8 protein-coding genes are annotated in these 13,364 nt (G+C 36.6%); 2 read left to right on the top strand and 6 right to left on the bottom strand.

The window, feature by feature from the left end; all coding sequences use genetic code 11:
* The first annotated feature begins 189 nt into the window (after window positions 1-189).
* Window positions 190-1,542: a D-serine ammonia-lyase gene (locus NYE61_RS19280; RefSeq protein ID WP_339316362.1), complete on the top strand. Its 1,353-nt coding sequence runs from the start codon at window positions 190-192 to the stop codon at window positions 1,540-1,542.
* 70 nt (window positions 1,543-1,612) lie between these two features.
* Here NYE61_RS19280 and NYE61_RS19275 read toward each other — a convergent pair whose 3' ends face one another.
* The 3 genes from NYE61_RS19275 to NYE61_RS19265 all read right to left on the bottom strand — a co-directional run bounded on the left by NYE61_RS19275 (window position 1,613) and on the right by NYE61_RS19265 (window position 6,299).
* Window positions 1,613-3,010 (bottom strand): NCS1 family transporter, encoded by a 1,398-nt coding sequence (locus NYE61_RS19275; protein WP_251659348.1) that lies wholly within the window; start codon window positions 3,008-3,010, stop codon window positions 1,613-1,615.
* A 918-nt stretch (window positions 3,011-3,928) separates the two neighbouring features.
* The gene (locus NYE61_RS19270; RefSeq protein ID WP_251659350.1) at window positions 3,929-5,230 is read right to left on the bottom strand and encodes a uracil/xanthine transporter; all 1,302 of its coding nucleotides are present in this window, start codon (window positions 5,228-5,230) and stop codon (window positions 3,929-3,931) included.
* Between the two features lie 118 nt (window positions 5,231-5,348).
* Entirely contained in the window at window positions 5,349-6,299 is a 951-nt protein-coding gene (locus NYE61_RS19265) for a DUF2877 domain-containing protein (RefSeq protein ID WP_118889825.1), read from the bottom strand.
* A 212-nt stretch (window positions 6,300-6,511) separates the two neighbouring features.
* Between NYE61_RS19265 and NYE61_RS19260 the strand changes: the two genes are divergently transcribed.
* Window positions 6,512-8,158: a PucR family transcriptional regulator gene (locus NYE61_RS19260; protein ID WP_095313185.1), complete on the top strand. Its 1,647-nt coding sequence runs from the start codon at window positions 6,512-6,514 to the stop codon at window positions 8,156-8,158.
* A gap of 192 nt (window positions 8,159-8,350) precedes the next feature.
* Here NYE61_RS19260 and allC read toward each other — a convergent pair whose 3' ends face one another.
* The 3 genes from allC to allB all read right to left on the bottom strand — a co-directional run bounded on the left by allC (window position 8,351) and on the right by allB (window position 13,244).
* Window positions 8,351-9,583, bottom strand: a complete 1,233-nt coding sequence (allC, locus tag NYE61_RS19255; protein ID WP_118889826.1) for an allantoate deiminase — start codon at window positions 9,581-9,583, stop codon at window positions 8,351-8,353.
* Window positions 9,584-9,936: 353 nt separating this feature from the next.
* Window positions 9,937-11,346, bottom strand: a complete 1,410-nt coding sequence (locus NYE61_RS19250; protein ID WP_095313189.1) for a TIGR00366 family protein — start codon at window positions 11,344-11,346, stop codon at window positions 9,937-9,939.
* A gap of 539 nt (window positions 11,347-11,885) precedes the next feature.
* Window positions 11,886-13,244, bottom strand: coding sequence for an allantoinase AllB (allB, locus tag NYE61_RS19245; protein WP_251659357.1), 1,359 nt, complete (start codon window positions 13,242-13,244; stop codon window positions 11,886-11,888).
* Between the last annotated feature and the right edge of the window lie 120 nt (window positions 13,245-13,364).

Raw genomic sequence — 13,364 nt, 5'->3', positions numbered from 1 at the left:
AAATTAAGTTTCCCGTACCGAAGCTTTATAAACTTTTAACATCCTCTCGTACTTTCTATAGTCAATGAAGAAAAAATTCAAAATTCCATTCGATTTATTGAGGAACAAAATGATAGACTATCTAGGAGTAATAAATTTCGAAGATTAAGCCAGAATTTATCAGTAAATTATATGGAAAGGATTGATGTTATGGTAAGTAAACTAATTGCAGATAAAACAATGGAACAATGGGTGAAGCAACATCCAATTCTTGAAGAAATAGTCTATGCAGATGAAGTTTTCTGGCCAAACCCTGCATATCGAATGGAGAACTCCAAAAACACACTAACAAATGCGGATATAGATGATGCAGCAGAACGACTAAAACGTTTTGCACCCTATATAGCTAAAGTTTTCCCTGAAACTATGGAGACAGAAGGTATTATTGAGTCACCTATAAAACCAATACGTAGCATGCAGAGAGTAATGGAGCAAAAATATGATGTTGCATTTCAAAAAGACCTCCTATTAAAATGCGATAGTCATTTACCAATATCTGGATCCATCAAGGCTAGGGGTGGGATTTATGAAGTATTAAAGCATGCTGAAGAGGTTGCCTCAAAGCATCATTATATTTCTGTTGATCAAGACTATACCCAATTTGACAGCGATACATTTAGAACGTTGTTTTCAAACTATGAAATCTCAGTTGGTTCTACGGGTAATCTCGGCTTGAGCATTGGCATTATGAGCGCCCAACTTGGATTTAAAGTAACCGTACATATGTCTGCAGATGCAAAGCAATGGAAAAAAGACCTTCTGCGCAGCAAAGGTGTTCAGGTTATAGAATACGAATCTGATTATAGTAAAGCAGTGATTGAAGGGAGAAAGCAAGCCGAAAATAATCCTAGGTGTCATTTTATTGATGATGAAAACTCAAGAAATCTCTTTTTAGGCTATGCAGTTGCCGCCTCACGATTAAAAGAACAATTACATGTGATGAACATTGAAGTTAATGCAGATCAACCATTATTTGTATATCTTCCGTGTGGCGTTGGAGGCGGACCAGGCGGGGTTACTTTTGGTCTTCATGCTGAGTTTGGAGAACATGTCCATTGTTTTTTCGCAGAGCCTACAAATTCCCCATGCTTTTTACTGGGTCAGTTGACAGGGCTTCAAGACAAGATCTCTGTTCAGGACTTCGGCTTGAGTAACCAGACTGATGCAGATGGGCTTGCTGTAGGAAGGACTTCCAGTTTTGTAGGTGAAACGATTAGACATTTGCTAAGTGGCTGCTATACGATCCAAGATGCGAGACTGTATGCTTTGCTTCGTGATTTGGCTGATACAGAAGACATCTTCTTAGAACCATCTGCACTAGCTGGGTTTTATGGTCCTGTTCAGCTTATGTCACAGCAAAGTGGTCGAAACTATATCAAAAAACATAATCTGACAGATAAGATGAAACAGGCTCACCATCTAATATGGGCAACTGGCGGGAACATGGTACCGCAAGAAGTGATGCAAGGGTATTATGAAAAAGGTAAAAATATAAACATTTAGTTTTTAATATACACGCAACAGAAAACGCCTGTGGATTATTTATTGTCTCCACAGGCGTTCCTTTAATCATTTATTTATTTTCGTAAATTGTATCCTTTTTAAACCTTGAACCCTTAAATGCATATTTCGAAATAATAATATAAGAAATACCTGCAACAATAAAGCCGATTATCCATGCTAGATCAACAAATGAGAAGGCTGCAGCTGCACCGATTAACATCGCAGTAAATGCTGCTGGGTTCGAGCCTGCAAATTGTCCATCTTTTTCATATAATTTCTTTATATCCACTTTTTGTTTTCTTAATAGGTAGTATTCAACTAATAGAATAGCAACTAAAGGTCCTAAAAATGCTGAATAAATAAGTACAAACATGTCGAGACCTTTTGCGGAAGAGTCTTGTACTAACAACCAAGGGAATGAAACCATTCCTAAAAGTCCAGTTATAATTACAGCAATTTTATAATCTAATTTTGTAAACAATTGAATTACATAGGTTGGTGATACAATATTCGCAACCATATTAACAGCAACCGATCCAAATACGATAAAAGCAGATATAAAGATCGTAATAAACGTATTATCAATTAATGCTGGTAATGCTCTTGCCGGGTTTGTGAATCCAGTTGCAGTCGCAAGCATTGCACCAACTACAATTACCGAACCATATGAAATAGCAATTGGCAAGAAGTAAAATAGCCCACGTTTTTTATCACTAATCCCTGATTTAAGTTCTCTTGAATAATCAGCAGCGCTTAAGAAAATCGCAGCATAGTTACCCATAAATACCATAATAAATCCAAAGAATGGAAGTCCCCATGATCCTTCTGCACGTACCCAGCTATCTGCGATAACAGCACTATGATCTTTCAGAAGTACTACAGCTACAAACGCTATAATTAGCATAAGCACCACAGATGCCACCGTTTCAACCCATTTAATTGCATGGAATCCAAACATAGAAAGCACAATTTGTAAAGATTGTAATATGATAAAACAAATTGCAACGTTATCGATCGAACCGCCTGAGGCAATCTTAACAATTTCATTTAAAGCCGTTGCCCCGATCCAGCTTTGAATACCATACCAGATAACTGCCGGTACTCCTCGTAGTAGTGAGGATATTATTGTACCTTTTTCACCGAAAGACATTCTAAGTTGTACAACGTAAGGTATTCCTGTTCGATAACCAAGTCTGTCATTTAATGCAAATATTATTGAAATAATTCCAATCGCTACCAAAGCTGCAGCAAAAGTTTGAACAGCATTTAATGTTGCCACACCAAGTACGATGATACTAGCACCTAGTGTCATATTACCCATGTTAACCCCGTCACCGACCCACATCGACATATAGCCAAATGGACCTAACGTCCTATCTTTTTCAGTATTCGGCTTTAATGAATCGTTTTCGTGACTCTGTAAATTCTTTTTATCATCAACAGTCAGTGTATCATTTTTTGTAGACATACTGGCTTTCAACCCCTTTTCATCAATCTATCTATTTTATAATTGTTAAGTCATCAAGTAGTTTATGATAACTCTTAAGCCCTTTTGATTATAAGCGCTTCCAGGTATAATGTCATTGTTCATAACGTACAAACTAAATCGTTTTTTATTATATAAAACCGACATAAAATATTGTGATTATGCTATTTTTGCTAATTTGTCTCTTCTTTTTATCACATTTGCACAAAATAACGACTTATTACATAAGAACCAGTTGGGTAAATAGCACTGAAAATTCGCTCTGCTAACTAATGCTTGCGTAAAAATTGATGGGTTATTCTGTATTTATTTCCCTTCATTCGGGTGCTCATCGCCCCTATGAGTTACCGTTTCCCTTTTGTTTCTCTTCATTTGGGTGCTCATCGCCCCTATGAGTTACCGTTTCTCTTTTGTTTCTCTTCATTCGGGTGCTCATCGCCACTATGAGTTACCGTTTCTCTTTTATTTCTCTTCATTTGGGTGCTCATCGCCCCTATAAGTTACCGTTTCTCTTTTATTTCTCTTCATTCGGGGGCTCATCGCCACTATGAGTTACCGTTTCTCTTTTATTTCTCTTCATTTGGGTGCTCATCGCTCCCATGAGTTACCGTTTCTCTTTTATTTCTCTTCATTCGGGTGCTCATCGCTCCCATGAGTTACTGTTTCCCTTTTGTTTCTCTTCATTTGGGTGCTCATAACCCCTATGAGTTACCGTTTCTCTTTTATTTCTCTTCATTTGGGTGCTCATCATCTATATTTTGCGTATTAAACAAAAATATATTATAGGATCGATAAATTTGGTCATATTTTCGCGGAAACATTGTAATTTTAAGTAAATAAAAAAACGGAATCAGATGAGTAACCTCTGATTCCGTACAATATCTATTAATTTCATCCATGTTAGTCGACTTTATCCCATGATATTAGATTTTCTAAAATTAATGCAAGTGTAATACCAACGATTAAGCCATTACTTAATAATGGACGAATGATTTCCGGTAATGAATTAAAATAATATGCCGGCATTGTCATAATGATGATACCTACAAGTAATGGAATCGCAGAACGATAAACATTTCTTGTATTCCATTTAACAAGCCTAAAGAAGTTCCTAGATGAAATAACAATCTGCAAATAAGATACAAATAAAACCGCACTACCAATACTTAATGGAAGCGTCGAGAAAAATGCTCCAACTGCAGGAATAATACCCATCATGAAGAACAGAAATCCACCAATAAGAAATGGTATCCTTTTAATGATTCCAGTTTGGTTTAGAAAACCAATCGATGACACGTACGGTGAATATGGAACAAGCCCAAACATACCAGCAAAACCTGTCACAAATCCTGTGATTGTAAACGAATTACGGTATTGTTTGTTCGTTGCTTCTTTTCCATACATACTGTCAGTTCCTTTAAGTGCACCAAATGTATTAGCCGTATTTAACAAGCCGGTTAAAACAACCGTTAAAATAATACCAATATCCCATGCTGGTGCTCCAAACGGAAATAATTCAAAACTGAATGCCTTTGCTTGGGCACCTGCTACAGATTCTGTTTTGAAAATAATTGCATATGCAATCCAACCAATAATTATTCCAATTAATAAACCATACTTTCGAATTTCTAATGAACCCTTAATACTAATAATAATAACGATAAGTGCAATTACAATTGATAGTATGGAAATAGCTGGATCAATATAAACCTCGCCCTCAACATTTCCAAAAGGAATACCTAACATTCCTTTCAGAAAGATTCCAACCAATTGACATGCAAATAAAAACATAAAAACACCCATTACACCTGGGTTAAAAAGCTTGGCAAGTATTGGCCCAATTCCAGTTATACCAATCAAAATTGTTAGAACACCGGAAATGATAATACCAACCGTTAAACTACCACCTAGTACATCTAATGGCATTCCTTGTGCTACAGCAGTATTAACAAGTGTAAGGATAACTCCCCACCATAGCCCTGACTGCCCTTCCATAATTGCACGATGGTGACCAAGCAATGCTTGAATGATACATGCGAGCCCTGTCACAATGAAGGATAATTGAAGCATTGAAACAATTGTTTCTTGCGATAATTCAAATGCAGCTCCAACTGTTATCGGTATGACAACAATATTTGTAAAAATAAAAAAGAGCCATTGTAAGCCCGATACCCAGTTACTAGATTTTAGCAACTCTTTCATATTAACACCAACCTATAATAATATATTAACGTAATATTTCCATATGGATATTCCATATGTTCGTTCTTTCAAGCCAGTTACCCGACTTCAAAACAGAAGGCAAAAACGAAAAAGCATGTTAGTCAACGAGTCCAATTTTCATCCCCAATAACACACCAATTATTGTGTCTGTTCCAGATGTATGTCCTATAGCCCTCATTTCCTCTAAAACAGCTGATAAACTTGACTCCTGTTCTGTAAGCAAAGCCGAACAAAACTGAATTAAATGGGAATGATATTTATGCTGCGCTGCATAATAGAGGTATTCATAACCTACTTGTGTTGTACGTTGCAAACCATATTGTGTCACGTACCCTCTAAGCTGTAAATGGAAGCGATTCGATGTTCCCTGCAAAACAGAAAGACTTGCACATATCCCAGTAAGAAGATCGTCACCACTTGGTGTAAGACCTAATCCTCTACCAATCCAATAATCAAAGACATTTTGAACATCCGGACCGTAACAATTCTTCACAACACAATCCAACTCATCAAACTTGCGAAACAGCGATTGATTTGCATCTGTAATTTTCCTCGATAAAAGATAATCGATAATATATTCCTTTTCTTCAACTGTCTGAGCTAATCCTGTTTGCCAAGATTCATGACGTAGTTTAGAAATTATCCAATCTAGATTGCGCTGAATACTTGTAGTATTAAACGATTGTTCAGACAGCAGATGATTTGTTCGGACCACCTGATTTAATGAAAGGAGATGTTTGTTTCCAATAATTAACTGCTTGTTAAAAGCATCCCATTGAACCGGTAGATTTCCTTTGATTTGTCTCGTTAGCAGTTGTGCATTCATGTGCTCCATCCCAATACCAAATGGGGCTACACCATTCTCTACGGAACCAATATGAATCATTCTTTCACCAAAAATCAAATTAAAGCTATTATTAAAAACGCTGTGAACGGTGCCATTTGAATGGTCATTAAGAATCTGGAAAACGATTTTACTTGTAGCGTTTGCTTCCCAGCTAGTTAACGAATTTCCACCTCGGATGGCCTTCTTATTAAAATCGTTCATGAATTAGTACCTCAAATCCTTCATTAAATTATCCGTAATTAACCGCTACCTATCTATTTTACACAAATCAATTAAAAATATCATTGTTTAAAATGACTAAAAGCCCTTTGCTTTTTTATTTACTTTAACCTTAAATAAGTATATAATTACAATGTATTTCACTTCATGGAAACAGCACGAAATAGAACAAATGCACAAGGGATGGTATTAAAGTGAAAACGTTAAATAATTTATTTATTTTAGAAGCAATGAAGGACTGTACCGTTATCGCTGGTCATCGCGGATTAACAAAAAACGTACAATCTGTCAATATTTCCGATACACCTGATGTTATTCAGTTTTTAGATAATAACCATTTATTACTTACTTCAGGATATGCCTTTAAAGACGATGCACAAGAACTCTGTAAACTAATTAGACAAATGCATGACTTAAATTGTACTGGCATCGTCATCAAGATCAATCGTTTTCTAAAGGAACTACCGGAAGAGGTTAAACTCCTAGCCAATGAATTAGCATTTCCTATCATCGACCTTCCAACAGACCTAACTTTAGGTGAATTATCCCGTCACATATTGAATTACTTAAATGATGATAAAGCAGAACAGCTTTATTATGCACTACATGTCCAAAAACAGTTTTCCGATATGATGTTTAAGGAGTATAGTTTAAATTCTCTTGTCGAGCAACTGGGGCATTTTCTAGATCGTCCTGTCATGCTATTGAATCATAGAGGAGAAAAAATCGCCCATAGTCATGATTTCCGAAAAGAATCCATGCAGACTGTGGAGGAAGAAATCGTTCATGCAATAAAAAGTGATTTACCGCGTGGACGGCAGGGGGGCACATTTAAAATCTCCACTGGTGAAGGGATATCGATTGCTACCTTTCCAGTACAGACAAAGAGGCAGCATAACAGTATGCTCGTCATGCTCGATGCATCTACTTTACCATATCCTTCATCACAAATGGCAATTGAACAAGCTGGTAATGTTATCTCATTTACGATTATAAAAGAACAAGCAATTGAGGAAAATACTCGATTATTGAAAAACAACTTTTTTGCAGACCTAATTGAAAGACGAATACACTCCAATGAGGAAATTTTAAGCCGCACACATTACTATGGCCTCGATGATAAACTGGATACGATTAGTATTATTTGTACAATTGATCCAGATGGTGATAACTATGAGGCATTGCAATTATATGAAAAAAAAATAGCTGAGCTTCATAATAGCATCTATGACCAGCTGGAAGACGAAATTGTAAATAATGATATGGATGCCATTTTATTTACAAAGGAAAAATATTTCGTCATGCTCTTACAATTTTCCAATTATAATGAAACAGAAATCAATCGCGTAACTGAATTTGTTGAAAATGTGCAAAGGAATTTACAAGATGGAAATCTCACAATTTCATTTGGCATTAGTAATTTAGTTCAATCACCCATTGATATTCCAAACGCATACTACGAAGCAGTGGATGCAATTATGAATGGCTATGATTTAAATAAGTCTGGCTTTATTAATTTTTACCGAACAAGAGAGATTGACGAATTGTTAACAACCTTGCCTCGAAAGGATTTAAAGGCTTTATACGAAAACACATTAAAAACACTCGCTTACCCAAATACGAAAGAGGAAATTGATTTAGTAAAAACCATGGAGACGTATTTGGACTGCCAATGTGAAATATCTGAAACATCCAGAAGATTATACGTTCATCGAAATACAGTGAAGTATCGGATTGAAAAGATGGAAGAGTTGCTTGGTTGTTCCTTCCGAGATCCAACAGATTCACTTCGAATTCGAGTTGCTTTACTAATCGGAACAATTTTGGAAAGCGAAGAATAGGTTAGAAAACTAGGCATTCACCAACCTTTCGGTGAATGCCTTCGTTGCATTTATGCAAATAGCTAGGTTTTTACTTTCTTATTTTCCTAAAACAAAAGCAAGAAGAAAAGTATTCCTTCTTGCTTTTGTTTTACTTCAAAAAACTATAAAATTTGTTGTTACTTAGTTGCCAAAATAGCCTTAAAATCGAACTTACTCTTTATAAGCCAATTCGTACAGTGCACCCATTAATGCTTTTACACCCTCAGCTAAGTCTGCTGGCTCTGTATATTCAGCAGGGTTGTGACTTATTCCATCACGACTTGGAACGAAAATCATTGCAGTCGGAATCTTAGGAGCAAAGATTTGGGAATCATGACCCGCACCGCTGTGCATTAATTTATAATTTAAGCCATTTTCTTCGCATTGCTTAATCATTAGATCAACGATATTCTTATCCATTGGCACTGGATCTTCATCCATCCACATGTCAATATTTAAGCCTACTTGGTGCTCTTGTGCTAAACGATTTAGTATTTCATATACTTCTTCTGTAAACTGAACTAAAGCGTCTTTCTCCGTATGTCTGATATCTAGTGTAAACAATGTATTTCCTGGAACAACATTGACAACATTAGGTGTTACTTCAATTTTACCAACAGTTGCTACTAATGGATCCCCATGCTTTCTTGCAGCAGTAATTATTTCGGATACCATTTGACTCGTAGCGAAAACTGTATCTTTACGGTAGCCCATTGGTGTTGTACCTGCATGGTTTGCTTGGCCGCTGATTTCAATATTGAATCGACGTTGACCAACGATACTGTGAACGACACCAACTGATTTTTCTTCCGTTTCTAATACATTTCCTTGCTCATTATGAATCTCAACAAATGCTTTAAAATCTTCACGCATTCCTTTTGTATCATCTCTGAAGTCAAATCCAGCCTTATGCATCGCTTCTACAAATGGAACACCATCAAAATCCGTAATGTTTCTTACATCATCGTTTTTGGCGATTCCGACAATGTTTTTTGAACCCCAGAATGAGTAAGGGAAACGGCTTCCTTCTTCTTCAGCCATTGAGACGACCTCAATATTACGTAAAGGCTGTCCATATTTTGCTTTTAGATGTTTGATCGCTATGAAAGCTGCTACGATACCAAATTGTCCATCATAATATCCGCCGTTTCCAACAGTGTCTACGTGAGAACCTGATAGGATAGTTTCATTAGGATATTTAGACCCTTTCAATGTACCAAATAAGTTTCCGATTTCGTCAAAATGTACATCTAAGCCTTCATCCACCATTTCTTTCTCTAAATACTTTTGTGCAGCAACCCATTCCTCTGTGTAAAGAAAGCGTGATACTCCGCCTGCAGGATCCTTGCCATGTGATCCTAGCGTTTCTAGCATATCTGTTAACTCTTTACTTAACTCAGTCATATTACATTTCCTTTCTATCACACACTATCTTTGTAAAAGATAGCGTTAAAATATAATTTCTATTAGCTCTATAACTTATTATACCTATCTCTAGCTACTGTTTCTATGCCATTTATGATAAAAAAATAAATCATTTTTATCCATATTAAACAATAACAAAATACAAATACAAAGCTTCAAAAGAAAGAAGCTGGAACGAAGTGTTTTTATCACCTGAAATTCAGACGTGATTGATGCAAACACTTCGATTTGAAAAATACCTTACGCATATTTCCTACACAAAGTTTATGCATTGTTCACAAATTAAACACCCTGGTTATGTTCCAATCTCTTTCCTTTATATGTTAGCTCGTTCAGCCTGTGTATTGAATCGATTGGGCAATGACTAATGCAATAATCGCGATTCCTGAAAAGATGAAAAACAGCGGCAAGAAGAATTTTACCCATTTTTGCCAAGCAACACCCGCAATTGCTAAAGCAGCCATAAAGTATCCTGATGTTGGATAAAGAATATGTGCAAATCCATCTCCGAGCTGGAAGGCAAGTACTGCCGTTTGTCTCGTCACACCGATAAGATCAGCTAAAGGTCCCATGATCGGCATTGTTACTAGTGCTTGTCCACTGCCAGACGGAATGATAAAGTTTATGGTTAATTGAACGAGGTACATTCCAACTGCACCGAAAACAGCAGGAAAATCGCCAACTACCGATCCTAAGCTATAGACAATTGTATCCATAATATGACCATCTTCTAGCGCGACCGAAACCCCACGAGCTAAGCCCATGATAATAGCTCCCATTAATACATCCCGGAAACCTTCTGTAAATCCTTCTGATATTTCTGTTGAGTTTAGTCCTGAAATTAAACCTACAATAATACCCATGAAGACAAATAGTCCAGCCATCTCGACCATGAACCAGCCATGATTAAGTACGCCATAGACTAAGATTCCCATAAATAGGAGCGCTGCAAAAGATGCATACTTTTGTCTCGCTGTCATTGTCCTAACTTCTAATTTATCCTGGTGTTGATATTGCTTTCTTTTCTCTACATCATCTTCATAGACAAAACTATTTAACGGATTGTTTTTAACTTTTTTAGCGTAGCGCATGATGTAAAGTGAGGCAACTGCTACAGTTAGAACAAAAATAATGATGCGAAAGCTCATCCCTGAAAACAGCGGAACACCGACAATTTGCTGTGATAATCCTACATTCACTGGATTAAGTACTCCCGCAGTAAAACCAACTACTGACCCAATTAAAGCAATAGCTGCCGCAACAATAGAGTCATATCCCAACGCAATCATCAGTGGCATGATGACAGGAATATACACAAGTGTTAATTCTGGTGTACCAATTAATGTAGCAACGATTGCAAAAACAGTTGTAAGTACAGGAATGATCAAAATACTTTTATTAGCAAAACGATTTGCTAAGCGATCAACTACTATTTCAATGATGCCTGTTTTTTTCAGCACCATGAACATTCCACCAATCATAAATGTGAAAAATATAATTTCTCCAGCTTCAATTAAGCCTCTTGGGATGATTGTCAAGAAGTCAACAATCCCTACAGGTGATGATTCAATTTGTGTAAAAGACTCTGGATTCACTGTTTCCCTTCCGTCCGGTCCTGGCACCCGCTCAAATTCACCTGCCGGTACGAAATAGGTAGCGATTGCAGCAAGTGCACTAAAAATGAATAAGATTACATAAATATGAGGCAATTGAAATTTTTTCTTTTTCTCTGTTTTCTCCATTCTTGTCCCATCCTTTATTATTAACTTGTACAGAAAACAAGTGAAACTACTGACATGCATTTATGTAAAATACCCCTTATTGCTCACACTGCCATGTGAACAATTTAGAAATCCTCTAACTATATGCTATGTTGTATCCGCTCCCAACTCTGTACTGCATTTCATTGTAAAATTAATTGAATTACATGTAAATGTCGATTACAACTAAATTTATTAAGTATATTGTTCATACTAACCAACTTATATTCATCTTTTATGTACTCTAAATAGCCAATTGTTCAATTTGTACTGCAGCTGAGAAGAATTTAATAGTGTGCTTTGCGATTTGTCCAATAAGACAAGGGATCAAGCTCTTATTAAACTCAGCTATTTTCTATGCAAAGATAACAATTGCCTTTTTTAATCTCTATCTATTAGGGTGATTTATTCCTCATTATTTTAAACATAATGTGCTGTCAGGATGAAGTAACTTTCAAAATATGCAATTTATACAAAAGGTGTCCTTCCTAGGAAGGACACCTTTTGTAATGCAAATCATATTAGTTATTCACAGTCATCAGCTTACCAATTGGTTCGCCTACAATGCCTTGTTCTAAATCATAAACAACATTTCCGCGTACAATCGTTTTCGTTACACGACAGTCAATGTTTCTTCCTTCATAAGCACTATGCTTATTTTTATAATAAAGATCTTCTCTGTTTAGCGTGTAAGAGCTGTTTGGATCAACTAGAATGATATCTGCATCCTTGGAAACTGCAATTTCACCTTTATTTGGTAAATTAAAACGCTCCGCTGGAGTTGTTGCGATTAAATCCACAAATTTTTGCACGGGTAACCCGCGTTTTTTAACAGCTAGATCAAACATAATATCTACATTATTTTGTGCACCACTGATTCCGCCCCATGCATCGAAAATATTTCCTTGTTTAAGGTCTTCTGTACATGGAGAATGATCGGAGGTTAACCAATCGATATTGCCTGCCATCAGCTCATCCCATAATCTTGCTTGGTCTTTTGCTTTTCTCAATGGCGGTTGGCATTTAGCTCTTGGTCCAATTTCTTCTACATCTTCTGCAGTAAGTGCAAAATAATGTGTACATGATTCAACTGTTACATCGACACCATCTCTGCGTGCTTCAAGGATTTTCTGAATTGCTTCAGAAGTACTAATGTGCACAAAATGCAGTTTGCATCCAGTTTCTTTCGCAAACAATAATGCACGCTGAACTGCTTCAACTTCCGTAAAAATTGGACGTGAATCAACATAATCCATTGCTGTTGTTCTGCCTTCACGCACCATTTCATCTGCCAGTTTCGCAGTAATCGTTGGGTTTTCAGCATGAATACATAGAATTTGATCCAATTCAGCTAATTTTTGCATGCCTTTATACAATGCATAGTCATCAACATTAACAAAGTCGCCAGGAACTTCTGCAGTTATTGCAGACATAAAGCATTTGAATGCTGGAACGCCTGCATCTACTAATTCTTCCAGCTGATCGATGTTTTCTGGAACAAGTCCACCATAGAATGCATAATCGACATAGTTCTGACTTTTAGCAGCTTCTAGCTTCAAGTCTAATGTTTCTTTATTGATGGTTGCTGGAATAGCATTAAGCGGCATTTCAACATAGCTTGTTGTTCCACCTGCTGCAAGTGCTTTAGAACCTGTTTCAAAGCCTTCCCACTCTGTACGGCCAGGTTCACTAATATGCACATGTGTATCAATCATTCCCGGCATAACATATTGACCTTTTGCATCAATTACTTCATTTGCTTGCTCTGTAATTTCCTCTGCAATGCTAGCAATTTTTCCATTTTTAATTCCGATATCCACATTATATACACCATCACGAAGTACAACATTTCCATTTTTAATTACTGCATCAAATCCCATTTGAATACCCCTTTTCTAATTGAATGTTTATATAGTGAAGCTTCATTAAGTGGAGATTTCCTTACCTCTCCCACTTAAATTAGTTGAACAGAATCAGGAATTTACGGGCTGTTCCCTCAC

The organism is Oceanobacillus sp. FSL W7-1304 (assembly GCF_037969805.1).
In the GTDB taxonomy this organism is placed as follows: Bacteria; Bacillota; Bacilli; order Bacillales; family Amphibacillaceae; genus Oceanobacillus; species Oceanobacillus profundus.
This window is presented reverse-complemented; position numbering and strand designations above follow the sequence as displayed.

Coding starts and splice junctions, on each gene's coding strand:
- NYE61_RS19280 (WP_339316362.1), top strand. CDS start 190: ATGGTAAGTAAACTAATTGCAGATAAAACAATGGAACAATGGGTGAAG.
- allC (WP_118889826.1), bottom strand. CDS start 9,583: ATGACTGAGTTAAGTAAAGAGTTAACAGATATGCTAGAAACGCTAGGA.
- NYE61_RS19265 (WP_118889825.1), bottom strand. CDS start 6,299: ATGAACGATTTTAATAAGAAGGCCATCCGAGGTGGAAATTCGTTAACT.
- NYE61_RS19250 (WP_095313189.1), bottom strand. CDS start 11,346: ATGGAGAAAACAGAGAAAAAGAAAAAATTTCAATTGCCTCATATTTAT.
- NYE61_RS19270 (WP_251659350.1), bottom strand. CDS start 5,230: ATGAAAGAGTTGCTAAAATCTAGTAACTGGGTATCGGGCTTACAATGG.
- NYE61_RS19275 (WP_251659348.1), bottom strand. CDS start 3,010: ATGTCTACAAAAAATGATACACTGACTGTTGATGATAAAAAGAATTTA.
- allB (WP_251659357.1), bottom strand. CDS start 13,244: ATGGGATTTGATGCAGTAATTAAAAATGGAAATGTTGTACTTCGTGAT.